22 protein-coding genes are annotated in these 25,001 nt (G+C 72.0%); 12 read left to right on the forward strand and 10 right to left on the reverse strand.

Annotated features, from left to right (window positions below):
* The first annotated feature begins 51 nt into the window (after positions 1-51).
* Complete coding sequence (locus IEZ17_RS33950; RefSeq protein WP_189307021.1) at positions 52-504, forward strand: spore-associated protein A; 453 nt, start codon at positions 52-54, stop codon at positions 502-504.
* Between the two features lie 35 nt (positions 505-539).
* On the opposite strand, the gene IEZ17_RS33955 is transcribed toward IEZ17_RS33950, so the two are convergent.
* The 5 genes from IEZ17_RS33955 to IEZ17_RS33975 form a co-directional block, all read right to left on the reverse strand.
* Positions 540-1,226: a response regulator gene (locus IEZ17_RS33955; RefSeq protein WP_189306978.1), complete on the reverse strand. Its 687-nt coding sequence runs from the start codon at positions 1,224-1,226 to the stop codon at positions 540-542.
* Entirely contained in the window at positions 1,223-2,542 is a 1,320-nt protein-coding gene (locus IEZ17_RS33960) for a sensor histidine kinase (RefSeq protein WP_229852898.1), read from the reverse strand. The genes IEZ17_RS33955 and IEZ17_RS33960 overlap by 4 nt, the downstream gene beginning before the upstream one ends.
* A 10-nt stretch (positions 2,543-2,552) precedes the next feature.
* The gene (locus IEZ17_RS33965; RefSeq protein ID WP_189306981.1) at positions 2,553-3,806 is read right to left on the reverse strand and encodes an acyltransferase family protein; all 1,254 of its coding nucleotides are present in this window, start codon (positions 3,804-3,806) and stop codon (positions 2,553-2,555) included.
* Positions 3,799-4,821 carry an alpha/beta hydrolase gene (locus tag IEZ17_RS33970; RefSeq protein WP_189306983.1) on the reverse strand — a complete coding sequence of 341 codons (1,023 nt, stop codon included), beginning with the start codon at positions 4,819-4,821 and terminating at the stop codon, positions 3,799-3,801. The genes IEZ17_RS33965 and IEZ17_RS33970 overlap by 8 nt, the downstream gene beginning before the upstream one ends.
* Positions 4,822-5,098: 277 nt before the next feature.
* Entirely contained in the window at positions 5,099-6,193 is a 1,095-nt protein-coding gene (locus IEZ17_RS33975; RefSeq protein ID WP_189306985.1) for a LacI family DNA-binding transcriptional regulator, read from the reverse strand.
* 251 nt (positions 6,194-6,444) lie between these two features.
* Between IEZ17_RS33975 and IEZ17_RS33980 the strand changes: the two genes are divergently transcribed.
* The 6 genes from IEZ17_RS33980 to IEZ17_RS34005 are packed head-to-tail and all read left to right on the forward strand — an operon-like array spanning position 6,445 to position 16,194.
* Positions 6,445-7,740, forward strand: coding sequence for an ABC transporter substrate-binding protein (locus tag IEZ17_RS33980; protein ID WP_189306987.1), 1,296 nt, complete (start codon positions 6,445-6,447; stop codon positions 7,738-7,740).
* Between the two features lie 8 nt (positions 7,741-7,748).
* The gene (locus tag IEZ17_RS33985) at positions 7,749-8,714 is read left to right on the forward strand and encodes a carbohydrate ABC transporter permease (protein WP_229852899.1); all 966 of its coding nucleotides are present in this window, start codon (positions 7,749-7,751) and stop codon (positions 8,712-8,714) included.
* 56 nt (positions 8,715-8,770) lie between these two features.
* On the forward strand, positions 8,771-9,619 hold the full coding sequence (locus IEZ17_RS33990; protein ID WP_229852901.1) for a carbohydrate ABC transporter permease: 849 nt from the start codon (positions 8,771-8,773) through the stop codon (positions 9,617-9,619).
* A 53-nt stretch (positions 9,620-9,672) separates the two neighbouring features.
* Positions 9,673-10,950 (forward strand): glycoside hydrolase 5 family protein, encoded by a 1,278-nt coding sequence (locus IEZ17_RS33995; RefSeq protein ID WP_189306989.1) that lies wholly within the window; start codon positions 9,673-9,675, stop codon positions 10,948-10,950.
* A gap of 48 nt (positions 10,951-10,998) precedes the next feature.
* Positions 10,999-13,101 (forward strand): endo-beta-N-acetylglucosaminidase, encoded by a 2,103-nt coding sequence (locus tag IEZ17_RS34000; protein ID WP_189306990.1) that lies wholly within the window; start codon positions 10,999-11,001, stop codon positions 13,099-13,101.
* 45 nt (positions 13,102-13,146) lie between these two features.
* A complete protein-coding gene (locus IEZ17_RS34005; protein ID WP_189306992.1) occupies positions 13,147-16,194 on the forward strand; it encodes an alpha-mannosidase in 3,048 nt (1,015 codons plus the stop codon).
* A 43-nt stretch (positions 16,195-16,237) separates the two neighbouring features.
* On the opposite strand, the gene IEZ17_RS34010 is transcribed toward IEZ17_RS34005, so the two are convergent.
* Entirely contained in the window at positions 16,238-16,558 is a 321-nt protein-coding gene (locus tag IEZ17_RS34010) for a hypothetical protein (protein WP_189306994.1), read from the reverse strand.
* 192 nt (positions 16,559-16,750) lie between these two features.
* On the opposite strand from IEZ17_RS34010, the gene IEZ17_RS34015 reads away from it, so the two are divergent.
* The 3 genes from IEZ17_RS34015 to IEZ17_RS34025 all read left to right on the forward strand — a co-directional run bounded on the left by IEZ17_RS34015 (position 16,751) and on the right by IEZ17_RS34025 (position 18,656).
* A complete protein-coding gene (locus IEZ17_RS34015; RefSeq protein WP_189306996.1) occupies positions 16,751-17,776 on the forward strand; it encodes an alpha/beta hydrolase in 1,026 nt (341 codons plus the stop codon).
* 64 nt (positions 17,777-17,840) lie between these two features.
* Positions 17,841-18,035, forward strand: a complete 195-nt coding sequence (locus IEZ17_RS34020) for an antitoxin (protein WP_189306998.1) — start codon at positions 17,841-17,843, stop codon at positions 18,033-18,035.
* Between the two features lie 45 nt (positions 18,036-18,080).
* Positions 18,081-18,656 carry a GNAT family N-acetyltransferase gene (locus tag IEZ17_RS34025; RefSeq protein WP_189307000.1) on the forward strand — a complete coding sequence of 192 codons (576 nt, stop codon included), beginning with the start codon at positions 18,081-18,083 and terminating at the stop codon, positions 18,654-18,656.
* Between the two features lie 97 nt (positions 18,657-18,753).
* On the opposite strand, the gene IEZ17_RS34030 is transcribed toward IEZ17_RS34025, so the two are convergent.
* The 4 genes from IEZ17_RS34030 to ligD all read right to left on the reverse strand — a co-directional run bounded on the left by IEZ17_RS34030 (position 18,754) and on the right by ligD (position 23,350).
* Positions 18,754-18,966 (reverse strand): cold-shock protein, encoded by a 213-nt coding sequence (locus tag IEZ17_RS34030; protein ID WP_189307002.1) that lies wholly within the window; start codon positions 18,964-18,966, stop codon positions 18,754-18,756.
* 292 nt (positions 18,967-19,258) lie between these two features.
* A complete protein-coding gene (locus IEZ17_RS34035) occupies positions 19,259-20,473 on the reverse strand; it encodes a D-alanyl-D-alanine carboxypeptidase family protein (RefSeq protein WP_189307004.1) in 1,215 nt (404 codons plus the stop codon).
* Positions 20,474-20,734: 261 nt separating this feature from the next.
* On the reverse strand, positions 20,735-22,303 hold the full coding sequence (gene murJ, locus IEZ17_RS34040) for a murein biosynthesis integral membrane protein MurJ (protein WP_229852902.1): 1,569 nt from the start codon (positions 22,301-22,303) through the stop codon (positions 20,735-20,737).
* 141 nt (positions 22,304-22,444) lie between these two features.
* Positions 22,445-23,350, reverse strand: a complete 906-nt coding sequence (ligD, locus tag IEZ17_RS34045) for a non-homologous end-joining DNA ligase (RefSeq protein ID WP_189307006.1) — start codon at positions 23,348-23,350, stop codon at positions 22,445-22,447.
* Between the two features lie 30 nt (positions 23,351-23,380).
* On the opposite strand from ligD, the gene ku reads away from it, so the two are divergent.
* Complete coding sequence (gene ku / locus IEZ17_RS34050) at positions 23,381-24,502, forward strand: non-homologous end joining protein Ku (RefSeq protein WP_189307008.1); 1,122 nt, start codon at positions 23,381-23,383, stop codon at positions 24,500-24,502.
* 39 nt (positions 24,503-24,541) lie between these two features.
* Positions 24,542-24,946 (forward strand): RNA-binding S4 domain-containing protein, encoded by a 405-nt coding sequence (locus tag IEZ17_RS34055; RefSeq protein ID WP_189307010.1) that lies wholly within the window; start codon positions 24,542-24,544, stop codon positions 24,944-24,946.
* Positions 24,947-25,001: the final 55 nt, after the last annotated feature.

Raw genomic sequence — 25,001 nt, forward strand, 5'->3', positions numbered from 1 at the left:
CATCACGGTGAAATGACCACGCGACGGACACCACCTGACGGGGGTTTTCCCATGCAGCGTTCACGTGCCATTGCAGGATCCGCGGTACTGGCGGCGGCCGGTATCGCCACGATGGGTCTGGCCACCACGGCATCGGCCGCGCCGGCGAGTGCCGCGGCGTACAACGGAGCGTGCGGCACCGGATATCGTGTCGTGAATTCCCTACCGGTCACCGGAAAAGGAACCGTATATCTCATGTACAGCGCGAAGACCGGAAAGAACTGCGTCGTGACGGTCCGGAACAGCCCCGGTAAGCCGGTGTTCCTCTACACGTATCTCGGACCCTCCGACGGCAGCTCCGACACGGTTTTCGACAGCGGTAATTACACCTCCTATGCGGGCCCGGTGTATCTCGCGGCGAAAGGCCGGTGTGTGGACTGGGGCGGGACCGTCGAGACGGTGAGCGTCAGCGTCTCCGGCTCGAACTGCGGGCGGCTGGCGCCCGGGGTCGTGACGCACCGCTGACGCACCCGGTTCGGTGGGGGAATCCGGCAGGCAGTTCAATACCCCGTCGGCCGCACCAGTCCGGTCTCGTAGGCGAAGACCGTGGCCTGCGTCCGGTCCCGCAGGCCCAACTTTACCAGGATGCGGCCCACATGGGTCTTCACGGTCTGCTCCGCCACCACCAGGCCCGCCGCGATCTCGGCGTTCGACAGGCCCTGGGCGATCAGTGACAGCACCTCCGTCTCGCGCTCCGTCAGTCCGCCGACGCGATCCTTGAGCGGGGCCCGCGGGGCGCCGGTCATCCGGGAGAACTCGGCGATCAGCCGCTTGGTGATGCTCGGGGCCAGAAGGGCGTCTCCGGCCGCCACCACCCTTACCGCCTGGGCGAGTTCATCGGCCGAGGCGTCCTTGAGGAGGAAGCCGGAGGCGCCCGCGCGCAGCGCCTCGTAGACATATTCGTCGAGGTCGAAGGTGGTCAGGACGAGGACCTTGACGGTGGCACCGGGCGGTTCGGTGATCCGGCGGGTGGCCTCGATGCCGCCGAGCTCCGGCATCCGGATGTCCATCAGGACGACGTCCGGAGCGAGTTCGGTGACCTTGGCGACCGCGTCGAGGCCGTCCACGGCCTGGCCGACGACCTCGATTCCGGGTTCGGCGTTGAGCAGCACGGTGAATCCCTGACGGACCATCATCTGGTCGTCCGCGATCAGTACGCGGATGGCGGTGGTGGTGGCGGTCGTCATCGGGTGTCCTCGGCGGGGGCGGCGGGCAGGTTCGGGGTGCGGGCGGGGAGGATCGCGGTCACTTCGTATCCGCCGTCGGGGGTGGGACCGGTGGCCAGTTCGCCGCCGAGCATGGTGGCGCGTTCGCGCATGCCCAGCAGGCCGTGCCCGGTGCCCGTGGAGGGCGGGGCGGGGCCGTCGGGCGCGGTGTTGGTGACCCGGAGGGTCAGGTCGTGGCGCCGGTAGCCGATCTCGACGCGTACCGCCGCCCCGGGGGCGTGCCGCATCGCGTTGCTGAGCGCCTCCTGGACGATGCGGAACGCGGAGAGTTCGGCGCCGGGCGAGAGCGGGCGCGGCTCGCCGGCGGTCTCGACGGACACGTCGAGGCCGGCGCCGCGTACATTGCCGACCAGTTCGCCGAGCCGGTCGAGGGTGGGCTGCGGGGCGTGCCGGGCGCTCTCCGACAGGGCGTCCTCGGAGCGCAGCACGTCGAGCACCCGGCGGAGTTCGGTGAGCGCCTCGACCGCGTTCTGGCGGATGCCGCGGAGGTTCTCCCTCAGCTCGTCGGAGGGGTTGTCGGCGAGGTGCGGGGCGACCTGCGCCTGGATCGAGATCACCGACATGTGGTGGGCGACCACATCGTGCAGTTCCCGCGCGATCCGGCTGCGCTCCTCCAGGAGGGTGCGCCGGGCGCGTTCCTCGGCGGTGAGCTCTTCCTGCGCGACGAGTTCGGTTCGGGCCACCTGCCGGCCGCGCAGTGCGGTGCCGACCACGACGGAGAGGGTGAGGACGGCGACGGGGAAGCGCGCGTCGTTGAACCGGCCGGAGAGCACCGCATTGGTGAACAGGCCCGTCAGCACGTCGATCACCAGCATCTCGACGGCGATCCGGGGCCGGACCCGCAGCGCCGCCAGGAACAGCACCGCCGCCTGGAGAGGGAGCCCGCTCTGGTACCAGGGCAGTGGGGTGAACGGCTCGATATGTCCCGCCGCGTGGTACGCGACCAGGACCATGGCTCCGGTCGACACCCACCAGGCCGGGACCGGGCGGTACAGCGCGGCGACGGGCGCCGCCGACTGGAGCGAGGCGACGAGGAGGCCATAGGGCAGGCCCATCCCGTAGGCGAAGGCATACCGGTTCGTGTCGACGGCGAGCAGGACCACCGCGGCCAGCAGCAGCGGCATCACGATCGCCGGTCGCCAGTCCAGCCAGCGCGGGCGATGCGCGGTGCTCGGCAGCGGATCGTCGCCGGCCGTCGTCCACAGGTCCTCGCGCAGGTTGCGCGGCACCGCGCGCACCGCCGCCACCAGCCGTTCGGCCCGGTTCCCCCTCTTCACGGGATGCACCTTAGGCACGGGGCGCCACCGCCGGTCGGGCGGGGCGCCCTTCGCGGATCACCGGGGCGGGCGGCTGCGGCCCGCGCGGTCCGGGCGCACCGGGTGTGTGCGGCCCGCGCGGAGCGTCCGTCCCGCGCCGGCGGGGCCGGTGCTGTTCGTACGTGCGGAACGCGGCCCAGCAGACCAGCAGGGCACCCGCGAACACCGGGAGCCACAGCAGCCGGGCGAGTATCCAGGCGGGGCCGTCGGGTGCAGTGTGCAGACCGGGCAGGGGGCCGGCGATATACAGGCCGGTGGCGGTGACCGCCATCATCGAGGTCTGGTGCCAGAGGAAGACGGTCATCGCGGAGAGGTTCAGCACGGCCACGGCGGCCCAGACGGCGGGGCGCCGCAGCACCCGGTTCAGCGGGTCGCGCAGCAGCAGGGCCGCGCCGCACTGGGCGAGGCCGAAGGTGGCCGCGGCGAGCGTGGGCGGGTTGAGGTTGGAGATCGCGGCGCCGGGGACGCCGACCATCGAGGCGGGGTAGCCGGCGAACAGGATCAGCCCGGCGGTGGCCGCGGCCCCGGTGAGCAGCAGCGCCCAGCCGGCCGTCCGGCCGCGCAGGCCCCCGCGGGACCAGGTCGCGCCGAGGCAGTACGGGACGAGCCAGCCCGCCGGCAGGTTGAGCCAGCCGAGCCAGCCCGGGGCGCCGCAGCCGAAGCGGAGGACGTCGACGAGCAGGACGACGGCGAGCGGCCACAGCGGATGCAGCCGGGCGACCAGCGGGGTCGCTGCCGTCAGTGCGGCGAAGACCAGCAGGAACCACAGCGGGGACAGGACGAGTTTGACCAGTGTGTGGACGGTCTCGAAGCCGACGCCGGAGGCGAGCATCGCGCCGGTGGCGACGGTCCAGACCGCAAGGACGGCGGCGACCGGCCGGAACAGCCGGGCGAGACGGGCGTGCAGCCAGTGCCGGTAGGCCGTGCCGCGGACGCGGGCGGAGGCGTGGCTCCTGGCGGCCACCTGACCGCCCACCAGGAAGAACACCGCCAGGGTCTGGAACAGCCAGGATATGGGGGCCAGTTGGGGCATGGTCCGGAGCGGGCTGGCGACGTGCAGGGTGCCGCTGTCCGCGATCAGCGCGGTGACCAGCCAGTGGCCGAGCACCACGCCGAGGATGGCGAAGGCGCGCAGTGCGTCGGTGGCCCGGTCGCGCCCGGGCGGGGTGGCGAGCACGATCCGGCGGATCAGGGCCCGCACTGCGGATCTCACGGAGTCACGCATGACGGCCTTCCTGGGCAGCGGCCCGATCGGAGAGGGCGGCGTCCGGCCCGTCGGGGTCGGCGAACCGTCCGGTGACGATGCGGGCGAGGTTGGTGACGGATGCGGAGCCGGGCTTCAGGTAGTCGCTGTGGCCGCCCCGGCCCGCCGGGAAGACCCGGGCACCGAACTCCGGGGAGACCGGATCGGTCCCGAACCCGACGGTGACGAAGAGAAGTCGGAGCCGGGCGTGCGGGACGTCGGCGATCCGGTCGCCGGTGCCGCGGCCGGCCCAGACGGTGGCCCGGGTGCGCAGGGCGGCGGCGCTGTCGTAGCCGGTGCCGGGGCTGCCGTAGAAGACGATGTCCGCCACGGCGAGTCCGGAGGCGGCCCGGGCGCAGACCACCGATCCGTAGGAGTGGCAGAGGAGGGAGATGCGGGAGGCGGGCCGGGCCGCGCTCAACTCCCCGATGAACTCCCGCAGGTGCGGGGCGGCTGCGTCGGCACGGCCGGTGGTGATCGCCTCGGCGCTCACCATGGTGGGCGTGGCGTAGCCGAGCCAGGCGACGACCGCGGTCCGGGTGCCCGCTTCCTGCCGGAGCTGCCGCTGGAGCGCCAGCGCCCCGGCGCGGAAGCGTCCGTACGTCTCGAAGCCGGTGTCCGAGCCCGGGACGAGCACGGCGATCCGCTCGGCGCGGGAGAGGTCGCCGTAGACCTCGGCGCTGCGACCGCCGTCGCGGCCGTCGAAGGAGAGGAAGTGGCGCGCGGGGACGGCCATGGCGTGCAGCGCGGTGGCCCGCTTGTGGTCGCCGTGGGCGGCGGCGGTCCGCTCGGCCGCGCTGATGTCACGGCGGGTGGTGGCGTACCGCTCGGCGAGGGCGGCGGAGGTGGCGTTCCGCAGCGGGGCGACAGCCGTGGGGGCGGGCGCCGGTACGGCCGTGGGGCGGGCGGCACCCGATACGGGTATGGCCACCGAGGCGGTGACCAGCACGGCCAGCAGGGTGCGGGGCAGGCGGCGACTGCGCGGGCGGGACGCCATGGCGGGTGGTCCTTCCGTACCGGAGGTGGGTGGTGGTTCCGGCACCGAAGCTATGGAGCACGGCGTGTGGTCGGCGTCCCGCCGTGGAGCCACCGTCCGCGTAGCTCTCAGGTATTACGGGTAGGGGGTGGGGCGCGTGGGGGTGGCGCGGAGGCGGCGATGTGCCGGTCGGTCACGTGGTCTTGACTATGCGTCAGAATCGCGGGCTGGGCACGAATGGCCGAGGTTGCGTCAGCGCCTGCATACCCGACGCTGCACCAGCCCCACTGAGGATCCGTCAGCGGTAGTGCGGGGCCGGTCCGCTGCTCTCCCGCCGTTCCAGGTGCGGGAGTTCGCCCTGTACGGTGCGGGGCGGTCCGCCGCCGAGGAAGGCGAGGAGTTCGGTGGCGGCGAGCCGGCCGAAGCCCGGGGTGTCGCGGACCAGTGCGGTCAGCCGGGGGTGGGTGACCCGGCACAGCGGGGAGTCGTCCCAGGCGACGATGGACAGCTCGCCCGGCACGGAGATGCCGCGCCCGGCCGCCACCGAGGCGCCGGCCACCGCCATCACGTCGTTGTCGTAGATGATCGCGGTGGGGGGTGCGGCGGCGTCGAGGATGCGGCGGGTGGCCTCGGCGCCTTCGGCGTCGGAGTAGTCGGTGGTCACCGAGCGGACCTGCCGCTCGTCGAGGCCCCGCAGGCCGGCTTCGGCGCGCAGCGAGCGGATCCGGCGAGCCGTGTGGGCGAGGCCGGGCATGCCCGCGACATGCGCGATGCGGCGGTGGCCGAGGCCGTGGAGGTGGTCGAGGATCCGTGCCATGGCCTTGGCGTCGTCGGCCCAGACGGTGGAGAGCACGGGGTGCGGGGCGGGGGGTTCGGCGGCCGGTCCGGGGGTGGCCGGGCCACCGATGACGACCGCGGGGAGGCCGAGTGCGGCGAGGAGTTCCGGCCGGGGGTCCTGCGTGCGGGGGTCGACGACCAGGACGCCGTCCACCCGGCGTTCGGCCCACCAGCGGCGGTAGAGGGCGCACTCGGTGTCCAGGTCCTCGACGACCTGGAAGAGGAGCGCGGTCTTCCGCGCGGAGAGCACCTCTTGGATGCCGGAGACGAGTTGGAGGAAGAACGACTCCACGCCGAGGGTCCGGGCGGGGCGGGCCAGCACCAGGCCCAGGCAGTCGGCGCGTTCGCCGGAGAGCGCGCGGGCGGCGCTGTTGGCCTGCCAGCCCAGCTCCTCCGCGACGCGCCGTACCCGGGCGCGGGTGTCCCGGGAGACCCCCGGCCGGTCGTTCAGCGCGAAGGAGACGGCGCTCTCGGACACCCCGGCGCGGCGGGCGATGTCCTTGATCGTCGGCCGGCGCGCGGGTTTGCGGCGGGACGCCTCACCGGGCGCTGTCATGCCGGCGCTCCTCCCGTGCTGAACCGCATTAGTGCACGACAGTCTGATCAGGGCCGCGCGGCATGTCAATCGGATGCCGGCCCCCGCTGAAGAATCGCTTGCGGTCGGAGTATTGACACCCGCTAAATCGCATTAGTAGCGTCAGCCGCATCGTCGCCGGAGGTTCGTCGGAACCGCCGTGGAGATCCGGATTCACTTCGGAATATTTCTGGTCGGAGCACCTGAGCCACATCTGAGCCAAGGAGCCAGCCGTGCGTCGTTTATCCCGCCGGGCAGCCGCCGCCACCGCGGTTCTGATCACCTCGGCACTCTCCTTGACCGGGTGCGGAGCCCCAGGTGAAGCGGGCGGATCGGACAGCGCCTCGGGGAAGGTCGAAGGGCAGGTCACCTTTCAGACCTGGAATCTCAAGACACATTTCAAGAAGTACTTCGACGGGGTCATCGCGGACTTCGAGAAGAAATATCCCGACGCCCAGGTGAAATGGGTCGATCAGCCGGCCGAGGGGTATCCGGAAAAGCTGAGTGCGGATGCCGCGGGCGGGACGCTGCCGGATGTGGTGAATGTGTCACCGGATCTCGCGTATCCGCTGGCGAAGGCCGGGCTGGCGCTGAATCTGGAAAAGGCGGCGGGGAAGTACCGCGGCGAGTATCTGGAAGCGGCGTGGCAGAGCCATGGGATGCCGGGATTGCAGGGCGTCTATGCCTTTCCGTGGTATCTGAACACCGGGCCGATGTTCTACAACAAGGATCTGTTCCGCAAGGCCGGTCTGGATCCGGACAAGCCGCCCACCACATACGACCAGCTCTTCCGGGACGCGGTGGCGATGGCGCAGAAGAGCGGCCGGAAGATCGCGATGCTGGCGAGTACGCCGTCGATCGAGGATTTCGGGCGCTACGGCGTACGGCTGATGAACGCACAGGGCACCGCCTTCACGTTCAACGAGCCCAGAGGCGTCGACCTGCTCCAGCACTACAAGGAGCTGTACGCGGCCGGGGCGCTGGACTCGCAGGCGCTCACCGCCCAGGCGGAGTCCGCCGGGCGGAAGTTCGAGCAGCAGTCGGTGGCCATGAACCCGGGCAGCGCGCTCGATCTGGGGAACTTCAAGAAGGACGCCCCGAGCCTCTACAAGAACATCGGCATCACGGACGCGGTGAACAACACCGGTAAGGCCAACATGTACGTCCAGGGCCTGATGGTGAACGCGCAGAGCAAGGTCAAGCCGGCGGCCGTGACCTTTGCGCACTTCGTCACCGACCGGCAGAACCAGATGGCGTTCGCGAAGCAGGTCACGATCTTCCCGAGCACGAAGGGCTCGCTGGACGATCCGTACTTCACCGAGGAGGACGGAACGGATGCGACCCGGGTGCGGGTGGCGTCGGCCAAGTCCCTGAAGACCGCGGTGAATTACACCCCGGTACTGCTCAGCGACCAGATGAAGACGGTGCTGCGCAATGCCGTCGCGAAGGCCGTTCAGGGCAAGCAGTCGCCGAAGGCGGCACTGGACGATGCGGTGGCGGAGTGCACTCGCCTCCTCAAGACCGGTTGAGGCGGGCCATGGCACGGCAAACCGCCCTTGAGGGCCGCCGGGTCACCGGTCCGCGCGGGTTTCCCGCGTCCCGTACGGCCCGGCCGTTCCGCGGATCCCGCGGCATCCGCAGGCAGCTGACGGTCACGCCGTGGCTGTTCCTGGCGCCCGGACTGCTGATCGTCGGCGGATTCAGCCTCTATCCCTTTCTCAGCACGGTGGCGCATTCCTTCACCGATGCCCGCACCCTCACCGCGGGGCGGTTCGTCGGCGGCGCCAATTACCAGGAACTGGTCCACGACGCGCTGTTCTGGACGGGGCTGCGCAACAGCCTGCTCTACGTCCTGGGTGCCGTGCCGCTGCTGGTGGTACTGCCGCTGCTGCTGGCCCTGTTGGTCCAGCGGCAGATTCCGGGGATCGCCTTCTTCCGGGCCGCGTTCTACACGCCGGTGGTCGCCTCGGTCGTGGTGGTCGGGCTGGTCTGGGTGTGGCTGCTGGACGACCGGGGGCTGATCAACGCGCTGCTGGAGGCGGTGGGGTTCGGCCGGGTCGGGTTTCTCGGCGATCCCTGGCTGCTGCTGCTCAGCGCGATGGCGGTGACGGTCTGGAAGGGACTCGGCTACTACATGATCATTTATCTGGCGGCGCTGGCCGACGTCCCCCGGGAGCTGCACGAGGCGTGCGCCGTCGACGGTGCCGGGCCGGTGCGCCGCTTTCTGACCGTCACCGTGCCGGCGGTGCGTTCCACGATGGTGCTGGTGGCCGCGCTCTCCTCGGTCAACGCGTTCAAGGTGTTCTCCGAGGTCTATCTGATGGCGGGGCCGACCGGCGGTCCCGGCGGCGAGGACACCACGCTGGTGATGCTCGTCCGGCAGGTCGGCACCGGGCTGAGCGGCCGGGTGGGCTACGCCTCGGCGCTGTCCGTCGTGGTCTTCGTCCTCACCCTCGGGCTGATGCTGCTGGTGCTGCGGGCCCAACGCCGGGAGGACGGATGAGCGCCGTGGTGGACATGCGGTCGCGGGCCGAGGGGCGAACGGGTGGTGGGCGGCGGATGCCGGTCCGGCGACGGCGACCGACCGGCCGGCGACGGCTGCCGACGCTCCGCTATCTGCTGCTGCTAGCCGTGCTGGCACTGTCGGTCGGCCCCTTCCTGTGGCAGCTGTCGACCTCCCTCAAGGGTCCCGGCGAGGACCTCTACCGCTATCCACCGAGCCTGGTCCCGCACGAGGTCACCCTCGGCAACTACGCCGGGGTCGCCAGGATCATCCCGGTCTGGGACTTCGCACTGAACTCGCTCAAGGTCGCCGCCGCGAACGTGCTGACCAACTGCGCGGGCGCGGCGCTGGCGGGCTACGCACTCGCCCGGATGCGCTTCAGGGGCCGTCGGACCGCGCTGCTGATGTTCATCACCGCGATGCTGGTCCCGGTCGAAAGCATCATGATCGCCCAGTTCTTGACGATGCGTCAGCTCCAGTTGAACAACACCCTGCTCGGCGTGGTGCTGCCCGCCTGCATCGGCGCGATGAACGTACTGCTGATGCGGAACGCCTTCGCGGGCCTGCCGTACGAGGTCGAGGAGGCCGCGTATGTCGACGGCGCCACCGCGTGGCAGCGGTTCGTCCGCATCGCGCTGCCGTCGGTCAAGGGCACCCTCGCCGTCGTCGCGATCTTCGCCTTCATGGGTGCATGGGACGACTTCCTGTGGCCGCTGATCGTGCTGAGCGACCAGTCGAAGTTCACCCTGACCGTCGGCCTGAACTTCCTGCACGGCACGTTCGCGGACAACCAGCGGCTGGTCGCGGCCGGCACGGTCATCGCCGTCCTCCCGCTGATGGTGCTGTTCGCCTGCCTTCAGCGTTACTTCTTCCGCGGCCTCGGCGAGGGCGCCGTCAAGGGCTGAACCCCGGCCGTGGCCGATGCCCGCACCGCACCCGTAGAGGGACAGGACTTCACATGCCCGTACAGGACACCGCCCACCGGCTGCGCTTCGGCGTCAACTACACCCCCACCCACGGGTGGTTCCACCACTGGCTGGACTTCGATCTCGACGCGGTACGCGCCGATCTCGACTCCATCGCCGCCCTCGGCCTGGACCACATCCGGGTCTTCCCGCTCTGGCCGCTGTTCCAGCCCAACCGCACCCTGATCCGGCCGCGGGCCGTCGACCAGTTGGTGCGGCTGGCGGACGCGGCGGCCGAGCGCGGGCTGGACATCAGCGTGGACGGCCTCCAGGGGCATCTGTCCAGCTTCGACTTCCTGCCCGCCTGGACGCAGACCTGGCACCGCCGCAACATCTTCACCGACCCCGAGGTGCTCGCCGGCCAGGAGGAGTATCTGCGGACGCTGGCCGCGGCGCTCGCCGATCGGCCCGCCTTCCTCGGCATGACGCTGGGCAACGAGATCAACCAGTTCTCGGACGGCCCGCACCCGGATCCGGACCGCATCACGGCCAAGCAGGCGACGGCCTGGCTGGAGCGGATGCTGGCGGCCTGCGAGCGCGGCGCGCCCGGCCTGCCGCATCTGCACGCCGCCTACGACGCCGCCTGGTACCGCGACGGCCATCCCTTCACGCCCGCCCACGCCGCCCGGTTGGGCGCCATGACGGCGGTGCACTCCTGGGTGTTCAACGGCACCGCGCAGCGCCACGGCCCGGCCGGCACCGCCACCGAGCAGCACGCCGCCTATCTCATCGAGCTGTCCAAGGCGTGGGCGCTCGATCCGCACCGTCCGGTGTGGCTCCAGGAGGTCGGCGCGCCGGCACCCCATGTCCCCGACGACCACGCGGTGCGCTTCACCGAAGCCACTGTCCGCAACTCCCTCGACTGCCACGGTCTTTGGGGCATCACCTGGTGGTGCTCGCACGATGTGTCCCGGTCGCTCGCGGACTTCCCCGAGCTGGAGTACGGGCTGGGGCTGCTCGGCAACGACCGTACGGTCAAGCCCGTGGGGCGGGCGCTGGCGGCGCTGGCCGCGGAATGGCGGGGGCGTCCGCACCGGCCACCGGTCCGCCGCACCGCGCTGGTCGTCGACGCCGGCGACGCCGAGGCCGCGCCGCGCCGCTCGGTGTGCGCACCCGGCGGCCCGGTTTTCGAAGCCTGGGCGGAACTCGCCGCACAGGGCGCCCGGCCGACTCTCGTCCTCGCCCAACATGCCTCTGATCAACGACACTTGACGGCGCGTGGGATCACCGAGGTGTGCACACCGGAGGAGGTCGGGAGCGTCTCGGACTAGCGCGCGTCCGCACAGGTCCGTCGTCCGCCTCCCCCGAAGGAGCCCCCCATGACCCGGCATCGCCTCTCCTTCTCCCGCCCCCTCCCCCGCCGCCGCGTGCTGCTCGCCGGGGCGGGTGCCGCGGCGGCGGCCCTGGCCGGCCCGCCGCCGGGCACCGCGGTGGCCGCACGGCGTCCGCGGGCCGCGGCCCCCTTGCAGCCGTACGCCGCGTACTGGTTCCCCGACTCGCTGCCCTCCGGCACGCCCGGCGACGGCATCGTCTGGCGCAGCCTGGCGAACTGGAGGCCGGAGACCGACCTGGACCTGCCGTTCAACACCGCGACGGTGCCGCTCGCCGAGCGGTTCACCCCCGTCCCGGCGAACACCACGGCCCGCGCCGGACAGGCCCGGATCAGCGCGCTGGCGGCCTTCGACCACACCGCGGGCAACCCCTCCCAGGGCTCGGCCACCGCCGACTACTACGCACCGACGCACTGGGCGTACCTCGACGAGCTGGTCTTCTGGGGCGGCTCCGCCGGCGAGGGCCTGATCCTGGCCCCGAACGCCCCGGTCGTGGACGCCGCGCACCGCAACGGCGTACCCGTACTGGGCACCGTCTTCCTGCCGCCGGTGGCGTACGGCGGGCAGCTGCGCTGGACCCGGGACCTGGTGCGGAAGGACGCGGCGGGGCGGTTCCCGCTGGCCGCGAAGCTGGCGGCGGTCGCCCGCGCGTACGGCTTCGACGGCTGGTTCGTCAATGCCGAGACCGACGGCGGTGATGCCGCACTGGCCGCCGATATGCGGGGGTTCCTCCGGGCGCTGCGGGCGGCGGGCGCGCCGCACGGGCTGCGGATCACCTGGTACGACGCGATGGACGGCAGCGGCCGGGTCGGCTGGCAGGGGGCGCTCGACGAACGGAACCGGGATTTCTTCCAGGACGCCGCGGGCCCGGTGGCCGACACCCTGTTCGTGGACTTCCGCTGGAGCGCGCGATCGCTCGCCGACTCCGGGCGGCTGGCCGACCAACTGGGCCGCAGCCGCTACGAGTTGTGGGCCGGGGTGGATGTCGAGTCGGCGGGCTGGGACACCGCGGCGGACTGGGACGCGATCATCCCCGCCGACCGCGACCATGTGGTCTCGTACGGTTTCTACCGGCCGGAGTGGACCCTGGGCCATCTGCCCGCGGGACGTACCCCGGGCGATTTCCATGCCGCGGACGACCGGTTCTGGTCCGGCGCGGGCCTCGATCCGACCCGGCCCGGCGGGTCGGGCGGCGGCTGGCGGGCCCCGGCCGCGGCGGTCGCCGACCGTTCGGCGGTCACCGCGCTGCCGTTCGCGACCACCTTCAACACCGGCCACGGCCTGCGCTGGTACGACACGGGCACGGTCACCTCCGACGCGCCCTGGAACCACCTCGGCCTCCAGGACCGGCTGCCCCCGAGACGCTGGGCGGTCCGGACCGCCGGCCGACGCCCCGACGTCACCCTGGACTTCGCCGACGCCTGGCGCGGCGGCAGCAGTCTGCTGGTCCGCGGCGCCCTCGACTCCCCTGCGACGGTCGAGCTCTTCACCACCCGGCTGCCGTGCGGTGCCGCCACGGTCCTGGACCTCACCCACCGTCTCGACCCGGGCTCGGGCCCGGTGGCCGTGGAGGTGGCCGTCGCTCCGCGGGACGCGCCGGCGCCGGGTGAGCCCGCGCCGTACGTCCATCTGCCCGCCGGGACCGTCGAGGCGGGCGACGGCGGCTGGCGCACCGTCACCCTGCGGATCGGCGGCGTGCTGGGCACCGGCACCGTCCGCGCGCTGGGCGTACGGCTGACCGGGCGCGCGGGAACCCCTGTCGCGTGGCGGCTGGGCCGGCTCGCGGTCCACGACGCCGCGGGGAAGCCCGGTGCGCCCCGCGGGCTGAAGGTCACCGACGCCGCCACCTCGGGCGGGACGACCGCGCTGCGCATGACCTGGCAGCGCTCCGCCGGGCCGGTCCGCCATTACGAGCTGCACCGTCGCCTCCCGGACGGCACACGGGTGTTCCTGGGAGGTACCTGCGGCACCGCCTTCCACCTCCCGGGGCTGCGCCGCGCGGCGCACGAGCCGGCGGCGCTGCTGGAAGTCCGCGCCGTGGACGAACTCTTCGCCGCCTCCGCCCCGTCGAGGACCCGGCACCCCTGGTAGCCACGACCGTTCCCGTCACTCCCGCCCGACTCCACGGAGCCCCCCATGCATGACGATCGCGCACTGGTCGAAGCCCGTCTCCGCCGTGTCCTGGACGAGCGCATCCGGCCCGCCCTGTACCCGGAATCGGTGCCCTTGGAGGTCGCGGCCTGGGTCGCGCCCGGTGAGCCCGTGCCGGTGGCGGAGGGGCTGGCCGCCCCGCACGCACCCGTGGCGGTGGGTGACGCATGGGGCGCACCCTGGGCGACCACCTGGTTCCGGGTGCGGGGCACGGTCCCGGAGGCGTGGGCCGGGCGCACGGTGGAGGCGGTGCTCGACCTGGGCTTCGACGAGCGGATGCCGGGCTTCCAGTGCGAGGCGCTGGTCCACACGCCCGACGGGAGTCCGGTGAAGGGTCTCAATCCGCGGAACCAGTGGGTGCGGGTGGGCGATCCGGTGCGCGGTGGCGAGCGCGTCGAGTGGCATCTGGAGGCCGCGTCCAATCCGGTCATTCTCGACGTACACCCTTTCCTGCCCACGAAGTTGGGCGACCCGGAGACGGCGGGCGGCGAGCCGCTGTACCGGCTGGCCCGGATGGATCTGGCGGTGTTCGACACCGAGGTGTGGGAGCTGGTCCAGGACCTGGAGGTGCTGGGTGAGCTGATGGTGGAGCTGGCGGTGGACAGTCCGCGGCGCTGGGAGCTGCTGCGCGCGGTGGGCCGGGCGCTGGACGCGGTCGACCTCCAGGACGTCAACGGGACCGCGCAGGCCGCGCGCCGGCAGCTGCGCGAGGTGCTGGCGGCGCCCGCGGCGGCCTCCGCGCACCGGATCAGCGCGGTCGGGCATGCGCATATCGATTCGGCGTGGCTGTGGCCGCTGCGGGAGACGGTCCGCAAGGTCGCCCGGACCACGTCGAACATGACGGCGCTGCTCGCGGACGAGCCGGAGTTCGTCTACGCCATGTCGCAGGCGCAGCAGTACGCGTGGATCAAGGAGCACCGGCCGGAGGTGTACGCCAAGGTCAGGCAGGCGGTGGCCGAGGGGCGGTTCGTACCGGCGGGCGGGATGTGGGTGGAGTCGGACACCAATATGCCCGGCTCGGAGGCGATGGCCCGTCAGTTCGTCTACGGCAAGCGGTTCTTCCTGGAGGAGTTCGGCATCGAGAACGACGAGGCGTGGCTGCCGGACACCTTCGGTTTCGCCGCGGGACTGCCGCAGATCATCAAGGCGGCGGGCTCGAAGTGGCTGCTGACCCAGAAGATCTCCTGGAGCAGGATCAACGCCTTCCCGCACCACACCTTCCGCTGGGAGGGGATCGACGGCACCCGGATCTTCACCCACTTCCCGCCGGTGGACACCTACAACTGCCAGCTGTCGGGTGCCGAACTCGCCCATGCTGCAAGGAACTTCAGGGACAAGGGCACGGCCCGGCACTCCCTGGCGCCGACCGGCTGGGGCGACGGGGGCGGCGGCACCACCCGCGAGATGATCGCCAAGGCGCGCCGGCTGCGGGACCTGGACGGTTCGCCGGTGGTGGCGTGGGAGCGGCCGGCCGACTTCTTCGCCAGGGCGGAGGCCGAGTACCCCGACGCGCCCGTCTGGGTCCGCGAGTTGTATCTGGAGCTGCACCGCGGCACCCTCACCAGCCAGGCGCGGACCAAGCGCGGCAACCGCCGCAGCGAGCAGCTGCTGCGCGAGGCCGAACTCTGGTCGGCGACCGCCGCGGTGGTCGCGCAACACCCTTATCCGTACGAGGAGTTGGACCGGATCTGGAAGACGGTGCTGCTGCACCAGTTCCATGACATCCTGCCCGGCTCCTCCATCGCCTGGGTGCACCGCGAGGCGGAGCGGACCTATGCGGCACTCGCCACCGAGCTGGAAGGCCTCATCGCCTGCGCCCTGGCCGCGCTGACCGGCGGCGGCAGCCGGCCGCTGGTGGCGAACTCGGCGCCGCACGCCCGCGGCGGGGTCCCGGCCGGCGCGGTGGCACCGGCGGTCTCCGACGGCGCCGCGGTGCGCACCGAGCCGCGGCCCGGCGGCGGCTTCGTCCTCGCCCACGACCTGCTCCGCGTGGAGATCGACGGCCGCGGTCTGGTGGTCTCGGCGTACGACCCGGTGGCCGAGCGCGAGGCCGTCGCGCCCGGTGCAGCCGCGAATCTGCTGCAACTCCACCCGGATTTCCCCAATATGTGGGATGCCTGGGACGTGGACTCGTTCTATCGCAACGTGGCCACCGACCTGACGGACGCGGACGAGGTCGCCCTCACCGAGGCGTCGCCGGACACCGCCACGGTCCGGGTGGTGCGCAGCTTCGGCGACTCGCGGGTGGTGCAGTCGCTGACCCTCGCGCGCGGGCAGCGGCGGCTGGACATCGACACCGAGGTCGACTGGCGGGAGACCGAGAAGTTCCTCAAGGCCGCCTTCCCGCTGGACGTGCACGCCGAACGCTATGCGGCGGAGACCCAGTTCGGGCATCTGTACCGGCCCACGCACACCAACACCAGCTGGGAGGCGGCCAAGTTCGAGGCGTGTGCGCACCGGTTCGTCCATGTCGAGGAGCCGGGCTGGGGCGTGGCGCTGGTCAACGACGCGACCTACGGCCACGACGTCACCCGTACGGTCCGGGAGGACGGCGACGCCGGGGGGCGCAGCACCACCACGACCGTCCGGCTGTCCCTGTTGCGCGCCCCGCGCTTCCCCGACCCGGAGACCGACCGGGGCAGCCACCGCTTCCGGTACGCGCTGGTCCCCGGTGCCGCCATCGGCGACGCGGTACGCGAGGGCCATCGCATCAACCTGCCCGAGCGCCGGCTGACCGGGGCCGGCGCGGTGGCACCCCTGGTCGCGGTCGGCAACGACGCGACGGTGGTCACCGCCGTCAAGCTCGCGGACGACCGGAGCGGCGATGTGGTCGTCCGGCTCCACGAAGCCCACGGCGGGCGCGCCAGGACCGCTCTCACCACCGGTTTCGCGCTGGCCGGCGCGGTCACCACCGACCTGCTGGAGCGCCCCACGGACGACGGCCCGGCGCTGGAACGGGACGGGAACACCGTCCGGCTCACGCTCCGCCCGTTCCAGATCGTGACACTGCGGCTGAGCCGGGCGGCGGACTGACGGGCCGGGCGGCCCGCCGACCGGGGTCGACGGGCGGGACCGCTCAGCCGGGATCCGCCGAGGGCGTGCGGGCGCCGCGGCAGGTGTCGCGGCGCCCCTCGTTCCGCCGCTCGCGCCCCGCGCCGCGCCCGCGGCCCGCCTGCCGGCCACGGGCAGGCTCCTGACCGTGGGCACGTTCCTGGCCGCGCGCCGCCTCCTGACCCGGATCCCGGCTCGGGTCCAGCCCCAGCATGTCCATCAGCAGGGCCAGATCTCCCGCGTCCCGGGCGCGGCCGGCCAGCGCCTGCCTGGCGAGCCGCCGTTCCTCGTCACACGGCAAGGGGCGCGCGGCGGTGTCCTCGGCACTGCGGTGTTCATCGCTCACCGCTGCATTCTCGGCCGGACCGCGGCGCCGTGCAGGTCGAGCGGGCCGAAGGGCTCACGGACCCGCCACCGGGGGCACATCGGACAACAACGCCATAACGGTTCGAGTACCGCAACCGGTCACGGAACCGGCAGTGCCTGTTTTCCCTCTTTATGGTCACTTGCACGTGATCATTCAGTAGCGGAGAGACCGTTGAAACACCCTTACGCCGCCGCCCTCACGGCGACCCTCCTCGCCTCCTGCGCCCTGCTCACCGGCTGCTCGGAGAACGGCAATCCGGTCGACTTCGACGCGGGCGCCAAGGGCGACGGCGGCACCCCGGTCAAGCCGGTCGACAGCGACACCCGGATGCCGACCGGCCCCAAGAGCGACTTCCGGATCACCCGGACCCTGGACGACGGCACGCACATAGGCCGGGCGACACTCAACGGCCCGAAGTCGGGCGTCACCGGCAGTGTGTGGGTCTGGGCGCCGAAGGAGTACCAGGACCCCAAGTACGCCAAGAGCGGTTTCCCGGTGCTGATAGCCCTGCCCGGCGGCCTGGGCAGCCCGCAGGACAAGAACGGGGTCACCAATTACTGGGTCGGCGGGGATATCAAGCTCCAGGAGAATCTCGCCAAGTTGACCGCGGAGGGAAAGAGCCTGCCGTTCATAGTGGTGATGCCGATGCTCAATCCGGACACCCGCTATCACGACGGCAGTGACATTCCCGGCCAGCAGAAGATGGGAACCTGGCTGACCGAGGACGTCGTCGATCTGACCAAGGCCAATTTCCGTACCTTCAAGTCGCGGGACGGCTGGGCCTTCATGGGGTCGTCGTCGGGCGGCTTCGCCGGCTTCAAGTCCGTGCTGAAGTCCCCGGAGAAGTTCAAGGCGGCGATAGCCAGCGGCCCGGACATCGTGCCGGACTCCCCGATGTGGGCCGGCCACCAGAAGGAGAAGGACGCCAACAATCCGGAGAAGCTCGCCGCGCAGCTGCTGAAAAAGGGAGGACCGGACGTGTATATCGCCTTCCAGGCCGGCTCGAAGGAATCCCCCACCGCGGTAGTCAACCCCATCCACAAATTCCGCGAGAAGTACGGCAAGGGCCCGATCCACACCTCGTTCCAGCTCATTCCCGGTGGCCGGCACAACGCCTGGGACTACCAGAAGGGGATGGCGGCCGGATCCCTCAAATTCATCAGCGATCATCTGAAGGCCCCGGTTCCCGGCTCCTGATGCACATCGGCCGTTCGGGGGCGATGCTGGTGGCGAGGGGGGACCGTGGTGAGGAGGACGCCCCATGTCCGTGCTGGACAAGCTGAAGGAACTGCTCAAGGGACACGAGGAGCAGGCAGGCAAGGGCATCGACAAGGCCGGGGACTTCGTCGACGAGAAGACCCAGGGCAAGCACACGGGCCAGGTCGACGCCGCCAGGGAGAAGATGCGGGAGCAGTTCGGCAAGCCCGAAGGCGAGGACCGGCCACCGCAGACCTGAGCACCGGCCGGGTCCGCGGCCGCGCTCCGCGCTTACGCTGAACGGATGATCACCACGTCCGTCCAGGTCGCCCCCGACGTACTGCTGCGCCCCGCCGAACCGGCGGACGCCGACGGCCTCGCCCGCGCCTACGGGCGCAGCCGCGACCACCTCCGCCCCACCGAGCCGGACCGCGGCGAAGCGTTCTACACCCCCGCCGGCCAGTCGGAGCGACTCCGCTTGCAGCTGGCCGAGCGGGACGCCGGGCGCGTGATGCCGTGGGTCCTGGTCCGCGAGCCGGACGACGCCGCCGGCGAGCCGGAGATCGCCGGTGCGATCACCCTCTCCCAGATCACCTACGGCCCGCTGCACAGCGCCTCGGTCGGCTACTGGATCGACGCCGGCCACCTCCGGCGCGGTCTCGCCTCCGCCGCCGTGACGGCGGTCTGCGCGGCGGCCGACGCGGAACTGGGCCTGCACCGGCTGGAGGCGGGCACGCTCCTGGACAACCTCGCCTCGCAGCGCGTCCTGACGAAGTGCGGCTTCACGCCCTACGGCACCGCCGAGAACTACCTCCACATCAACGGCGCCTGGCGCGACCACCGGCTCTTCCAGAAGATCCTCAACGACCGCCGGCCCTGAAGGCCCCCGGAACCCGTACAGCGGCACCGCACGGCGCCCGCCCCTCTGCGTGAGGGAGCGGGCGCCGTGCGGTGCACCGGCGGACCGGCCGGGGCGCTTACGGCGTCGGCGCCACCCGGATCTTCTCCGCCTGCGGGCCCTTGTGCCCCTGCGTGACCTCGAAGGTCACCTTCTGGCCCTCCAGGAGTTCCCGGTAGCCCGTCGCGTCGATGTTGGAGTAGTGCGCGAAGACATCGGCGCCGCCGCCGTCCTGCGCGATAAAACCGAATCCTTTTTCCGAGTTGAACCACTTCACCGTGCCGGAAGCCATGTCCGTCTCCTTCTTTCAATGGGCTCGAATCGGCTCCCGCACCACGCGGAACCCGGAGGTGATCGCCCTGGTCCGGAGAGGCACTGGACAACAAGAACGCCCGTGAATGCGACACGGGCGCCCGGCACTTCGGAACCACGACAGCTGTTCAGGACGCTACACCGACCAACGGCGCCAGTCACCACAAACCATGGCAAACGCGCCATCCTTCACCGGGCAAGGCCACACCACTTCCTCCGGATACCTGACCGATCGCACAGGCGTACGACACCCGGCGGCTCTTGGGGCGGCCTCAGGACGGCTGCCCGTCCTGCGGCCCGTCCGGGTGGCGTCGGCGCCACCACAGCGCGGTGCCCAGCCCGGCGACCGCGACCGCACCGGCGGCGGAGAAGGACCACACGATCACCGCGTTCGCACGGGCACCGGGCCTTTCGACCGCCGCCTGGTGCAGCCGGGTGGCCGGGCCCCCGTGCGCCGCGTGCTCCGTCCCGGGGTCGCGGTCGACGGGGGCGGGCAGCATGCCGACCGCCGCGGCCCGGGGCGCCGCCGCGAAGCCCCAGTCCAGCAAGGCGCGGGCCTCCTCGTAGACGGCGTTCTCGGCGCCGGACCGCGGGTTCATCACGGTGACCAGCAGCGTCCGGCCACCGCGCTTGGCCGCGGCGATCAGGGTGTTCCCGGCATGCGTCGTGTAGCCGTTCTTCACGCCGATCAGGCCGTCGTAGGGCGCCACGCCGTGCGAGCCGACCAGCAGCCGGTTGGTGTTCTGGATGCCGTAGGTGTCCGCGCCGCCGTCCACCGGGAACTGCGCGGTCCTGGTCGCGGCGAAGTGGGCGAAGTCCGGGTCGGTGAGCCCCGCCTGGCCGAAGAGGGACAGGTCGTACGCGGAGGAGGACTGCCCCGGGGTGTCGAAGCCGTCCGCCGACTCGACCGTGGTGTCGCGGGCGCCCAGCCGGTCCGCCGTCGCCTGCATGTCGGCGATGGTCTTGCGCCAGCCGCCGTTCATCGCGGCGAGCGCATGCACCGCGTCGCTGCCCGAGGTGAGGAAGACGCCGTGCCAGAGGTCGGCGACCCGGTAGGGCGTGTCCTCTTTGACGCCGGCGAGCGCGCTGCCCGACTCGATGCCGGCGAGTTCCGCGCCGGAGACGGTGTGCACCGTCCCCTGGGAGAACTTCGGCAGCACCGTCAGCGCGAAGAGCGTCTTGAGGGTGCTGGCGGGCGGCAGCGGCCGGTGGGCGTCCTTGGCCGCCAGGATCTTGCGGCTGCCCAGCTCGGTCACGGCCCAGGACAGCGCCGAGACCCGGGGCGGCTCGGGCACCCCGGCCCGGGGCACGAACTGCACACCGCGGTCGTCCAGCCTGCTCTCGGTGCCGGCCGGGGGCGCGCCGCGCAGGTCGTCGATGCCGTACGGGCCATCGGCGACCGCCGGGCCGCACAAGGCGAGCAGACTCGCGGCGCAAACGGCCGCGGCGCTCACCGCTCTGACGGGGGGCCAACTCGCTGTCGACATGTTGGCCACGCTAGGAACGGTGCCCGCCGCGCGCCGGTTGGCGTACTCCATACGATGGCGGACCGCCCCGAGTGCCGTACACCGCGGCGGGCCTGCGCCGTCCGGGCCGGCGGCGACGGTGCGGGCGCTCCGGACGGCGGCCGGACGCACCGTCAGGACCGGGCCGCGCCCACGACGAGTGCACCGTGCCCGCCAACGGCCGGGCCCTGCCGGTGCGTTGCCCCGGGAGCCTCGCGAGTGGGGGGCCTGCGGTGTGCCGCCTCACCGGAGGCCGGGCAGGCTCCCCAGTTCGCCGACCTTCAGCACCCGGGCCAGCGCGACGAAGACCAGGGCCATGGTGGCGCCGCCGGCGGCCAGCGCCAGGACGGGCGTCCAGCCGGGCGCGGTGGCGATCCCCGAGCAGGCGCGGGCCGCCAGCCAGCCGAGGGCACCGGCCGCAGCGGCGGACGCGGTCAGCTTGCCGTAGGTGCGGCACAGCCGGCGGCCGTCGAGACGGCCGGAGAGCCGGCGGCGCAGCAGCAATGCGGTGGCGAGGAGCCCGGCCGCGTACGCGAGGGTGTAGGCGGCGGCCATCCCGGTGACCGCCCAGCGGGCGGGCAGCCACAGATGGCACGCGGTGGCCAGGGCGATGTTGACGCCGGCGATCCATCCGGCCATCCAGAACGGCGTCCGGGTGTCCTCGAAGGCGTAGAAGCCGCGCAGCAGTAGATACTGGGCGGAGAACGGGATCAGGCCCAGGCCGAACGCCTGCAGCATCTGTCCGATGGGACGGGCCGACGCGGCGTCAACGGCTCCGTGGGCGAAGAGCAGTTGGGCGGCCTGCGGACCGAGGAACAGGAAGAAGAAGGCGGCCGGGACGATGAGTACGCCGCTGACCCGCAGGGCGCGGGAGAGGTCGTCGCGCAGGTCGTCCAGGCGGTGTTCGGTGACCGCGCGGCTCATCCGCGGCAGCAGCGCGGTCACCAGCGAGACGGTGACGATCGACTGCGGCAGGGTCCAGATGCCCTGGGCGCTGCTGTAGGCGGTGTATCCGACGCCGGCGGTGGGGAGTTGCTGGTCGGCGGCGTTGGCGTAGTGCGTGACGACGGCCATCGCGGCCAGGTTGGCGAGCACGAGCAGCAGGGTCCAGCGGGCGGCGCCGATGGTCTTGCGCAGCCCGGTACCGCGCCAGTCGAAGCGCGGCCGGAAGCGGAAGCCGGCGGCCCGGACGAACGGGATCAGGGCCAGGCCTTGGAGGGCGATGCCGCCGGTGGTGGCGATGCCCAGCAGATCGATCTGGCCGGGGGTGATGTCCTCGACGCGGTCCGGCCCGGCCAGCAGGCCGATGTACACGCCGAACATCGCGATCAGCACGATGTTGTTGAGCACCGGCGTCCACATCATCGCCCCGAACTTGTCGCGGGCGTTGAGGACTTGGCCGAAGACGAAGAACAGCCCGTAGAAGAAGATCTGCGGGAGGAGGAAGCGGGCGAAGACGACGGTGAGCGCGAAGGCGGCGTGCTGGCCGGGCGTGTCCGGGGTGAAGACGGCGACGATCTGCGGCGCGGCCCAGACCGCGAGCACGGTACCGACGGCGAGCACGCTCAGGACGAGGGTGACCAGCCGCTGCTCGTAGGCCCGACCGCCGTCCGCGTGCTCGGCCCGGGCGCGGACCAGCTGCGGCACCAGCACGGAGTTCAGCGCGCCGCCGATCAGCAGGGTGTAGATGCTCATCGGGACGGTGTTGGCGGTGTTGTACGTGCTTGCCAGCAGCGCGGTGCCCAGCGCCGCCACCTGGAGCACGTTGCGGATCAGCCCGGTGGCGCGGGAGACCACGGTCCCCGCCGCCATCAGCATCGACGAGCGGCGCAGCCCGCCCGCCCCCGTGCCGGCGCCCTCCCCGGGCACGGGTCCGTCGTCGGACGGCGGCCGGTCCGGCAGGCGCAGCCGCATGGTGTCGTGGTGTGTGGTCCCCTCCTGCATCCCGCCAATCTATGCCAGGTGCCGGGCCGTCCCGGGCAGCGGGCGGGCCCGGCCGGGGTCGAGCAGCGGCCCGAGCAGATCGCCGTGGCGCTCGCGGCGGTCCGCGATCTCCTCGAAGCGGAAGGCGAGTTGGTTCGGATCGGTGCAGGCGGCGACCTCGTCCCAGGTGACGGGGGTGGAGACGGTCGGGGTCGCGCGGGCGCGCAGGGTGTAGGCGACGGCGGTGGTCTTGGCGGCGGCGTTCTGGGAGAAGTCGATGAAGACCTTGCCGGGGCGCAGCGCCTTGGTCATCTTGTGCACGACCAGATCCGGAAGGGCCGTCCGTGCCTCCACGGCCAGGGTCCTGGCGTAGGCGGTGGTGTGCTCGGCGGGGGTGGGCTCGACGGGCACGATCAGGTGCAGGCCCTTGGAGCCGCTGGTCTTGGCGTAGGCGTCCAGCCCGTCGGCGGCCATCCGGTCGCGCAGCCAGCGGGCGGCGGCGCAGCACTCGACGACGGTGGCCGGTGCGCCGGGGTCCAGGTCGAAGACCAGCCGGTCGGCGACTCCCGGTGCGTCGCAGGTCCATTGCGGGGCGTGCAGTTCGACGACCAGGTTGGCCGCCCACACCAGGGTCGCCAGGTCCTGGATCAGGACCTGGCGGGTGGGCGCCGACCTCGAATGGGGGACCAGGCAGGTCTTCACCCAGGAGGGCGTGCCGGGCGGCGCGTTCTTGGTGAAGAAGCGCTGGCCGCCGGGCCCGTCGGGGAAGCGCAGGAAGGACACCGGCCGGTCGTGGAGGTGGGCGAGCAGCACGTCCGCAGTGGTGGTGCAGTAGTGCAGCACCTCACCCTTGGTGGTGCCGGTCTCCGGATAGATGACCTTGTCCAGGTTGGTCAGCGAGAGGCGCCGCCCCTCCACGACGGTGATCGGCGACATACCATGAGAATCCCACACAAGGGACGAGCCATGCGATCTATATGGAACGGGTCGATATCGTTTGGCCTGGTCACCATCCCCGTGAAGACCTACAGCGCCACCGACCGCACCTCGTCCGTCTCCTTCGTCCGCATCCACGAGAAGGACGGCGCACCGGTCCAGTACCGCAAGGTCTGCGAACTGGACGGCGAGGAGGTGCCCAACGAGGAGATCGGCAAGGGCTATCAGCCGCCGGGCGACGACATTGTCGTGCCGATCACCGACGACGATCTGTCCCGGCTGCCGCTGCCGACCGCCAAGACCCTCGCCATCCTCTCCTTCGTCGACCCGGGCGAGATCGACCCGCTCCAACTGGACAAGTCCTACTACCTGGCGCCCAACGGGGCCGCCGCCGCCCGGCCGTACGCACTGCTGCGGGAGGCGCTGGAGCACCACCGCAAGGTCGCGATCGGCAAGGTGGCGATGCGGGGGCGGGAGAATCTGGCGATGCTGCGCGCGTACGAAGGGGCGCTGGTGATGCACGCGCTGCTGTGGCCGGATCAGATCCGGCCCGCGGACGGCGTCGCCCCCGAGGACGTGAAGATCCGCGAGAACGAACTCACGCTGGCCGAGACCCTGATGGACTCCCTGGGCGAACTGGACCCGGCCGAACTCCACGACGACTACCGCCAGGCCGTCGAAGAACTCGCCGCCGCCAAACTGGAGGGCACGGCCCCGGTCGCCCCCGCTGCGCCGGTCGCCGCCGACGCCCAGGTCATCGATCTGACGGCGGCCCTGGAGAAGAGCGTCCGGGCGGCCCGCGGCGGCGGGGACGGCACCGGTTCCGCCTCCGTCACACCGCTGCGGGCACGCGCCACGGCCGCCGAGAAGACCCGGGCGAAGAAGACGGCGACCGCCGCGAAAGCCCCCGCGAAGAGCGGCACGGCGAAGCGCACCGCGAGCGAACGGACCGCGGCGAAGAAGTCCGCACCGGCGAAGCGGTCGACGCAGCAGACCGCTTCGGCCGGGCAGGCGAAGACGGCGAAGGCCGCGGCGTCCGGCACGGCGTCCCGGTCCGCGGCCGAGAAACCGACCGAGAGACCGGCCAAGAAACCGGCCAAGAAGGCCCCGGCTCAGGGCCTTTCCGACTCCGGCCCATCGGACCGGCCCTGAGGACCGCAGGCCGGCTCCGCTCCCTCTAGAGTTCACGGCATGGCTTCAGACGAGGGGATGACCACCACCCGCATCGACAGCTGGATCTGGTCGGTGCGGCTCACCAAGACGCGTTCGCTGGCCGCCGCGGCCTGCCGGGCGGGGCACGTACGGGTCAACGGCGAGCGCGTGAAGCCGGCGCATGCCGTGCGCACCGGCGACGAGGTGCGGCTCCGGCACGCCGGCCGGGAGCGGATCGTGGTGGTGTCCCGGCTGGTGCGCAAGCGGGTGGGCGCGCCGGTCGCGGCCGAGTGCTACATCGACAACAGCCCGCCGGCCCCGCCGCGCGAGGAGGTCCCGCTCATCGCCGTACGGGACCGGGGCACCGGCCGGCCCACCAAGCGCGACCGCCGTGAAATGGACGAGCTGCGCGGGCGGATGGGGCTCGGCCCGGAACGGGACTAGGTGTGTTGTTCGGACAGGTTGGTGACGCGGCTGGCTGGGGTGTGGCCGCCGATTC

This window comes from Streptomyces albospinus, assembly GCF_014648695.1.
Taxonomy (GTDB): Bacteria; Actinomycetota; Actinomycetes; order Streptomycetales; family Streptomycetaceae; genus Streptomyces; species Streptomyces albospinus.

What these genes read in the sequence shown, in the direction of transcription:
- IEZ17_RS34020 (WP_189306998.1), top strand. Translation starts at nt 17,841, where the DNA reads ATGTCCGTGCTGGACAAGCTGAAGGAACTGCTCAAGGGACACGAGGAG.
- ku (WP_189307008.1), top strand. Translation starts at nt 23,381, where the DNA reads ATGCGATCTATATGGAACGGGTCGATATCGTTTGGCCTGGTCACCATC.
- IEZ17_RS33995 (WP_189306989.1), top strand. Translation starts at nt 9,673, where the DNA reads ATGCCCGTACAGGACACCGCCCACCGGCTGCGCTTCGGCGTCAACTAC.
- murJ (WP_229852902.1), bottom strand. Translation starts at nt 22,303, where the DNA reads ATGGCGGCGGGGACCGTGGTCTCCCGCGCCACCGGGCTGATCCGCAAC.
- IEZ17_RS34025 (WP_189307000.1), top strand. Translation starts at nt 18,081, where the DNA reads ATGATCACCACGTCCGTCCAGGTCGCCCCCGACGTACTGCTGCGCCCC.
- IEZ17_RS34055 (WP_189307010.1), top strand. Translation starts at nt 24,542, where the DNA reads ATGGCTTCAGACGAGGGGATGACCACCACCCGCATCGACAGCTGGATC.
- IEZ17_RS33990 (WP_229852901.1), top strand. Translation starts at nt 8,771, where the DNA reads ATGCCGGTCCGGCGACGGCGACCGACCGGCCGGCGACGGCTGCCGACG.
- IEZ17_RS33955 (WP_189306978.1), bottom strand. Translation starts at nt 1,226, where the DNA reads ATGACGACCGCCACCACCACCGCCATCCGCGTACTGATCGCGGACGAC.
- ligD (WP_189307006.1), bottom strand. Translation starts at nt 23,350, where the DNA reads ATGTCGCCGATCACCGTCGTGGAGGGGCGGCGCCTCTCGCTGACCAAC.
- IEZ17_RS33950 (WP_189307021.1), top strand. Translation starts at nt 52, where the DNA reads ATGCAGCGTTCACGTGCCATTGCAGGATCCGCGGTACTGGCGGCGGCC.
- IEZ17_RS33975 (WP_189306985.1), bottom strand. Translation starts at nt 6,193, where the DNA reads ATGACAGCGCCCGGTGAGGCGTCCCGCCGCAAACCCGCGCGCCGGCCG.
- IEZ17_RS34000 (WP_189306990.1), top strand. Translation starts at nt 10,999, where the DNA reads ATGACCCGGCATCGCCTCTCCTTCTCCCGCCCCCTCCCCCGCCGCCGC.
- IEZ17_RS34005 (WP_189306992.1), top strand. Translation starts at nt 13,147, where the DNA reads ATGCATGACGATCGCGCACTGGTCGAAGCCCGTCTCCGCCGTGTCCTG.
- IEZ17_RS34030 (WP_189307002.1), bottom strand. Translation starts at nt 18,966, where the DNA reads ATGGCTTCCGGCACGGTGAAGTGGTTCAACTCGGAAAAAGGATTCGGT.
- IEZ17_RS34035 (WP_189307004.1), bottom strand. Translation starts at nt 20,473, where the DNA reads ATGTCGACAGCGAGTTGGCCCCCCGTCAGAGCGGTGAGCGCCGCGGCC.
- IEZ17_RS33985 (WP_229852899.1), top strand. Translation starts at nt 7,749, where the DNA reads ATGGCACGGCAAACCGCCCTTGAGGGCCGCCGGGTCACCGGTCCGCGC.
- IEZ17_RS33970 (WP_189306983.1), bottom strand. Translation starts at nt 4,821, where the DNA reads ATGGCGTCCCGCCCGCGCAGTCGCCGCCTGCCCCGCACCCTGCTGGCC.
- IEZ17_RS33965 (WP_189306981.1), bottom strand. Translation starts at nt 3,806, where the DNA reads ATGCGTGACTCCGTGAGATCCGCAGTGCGGGCCCTGATCCGCCGGATC.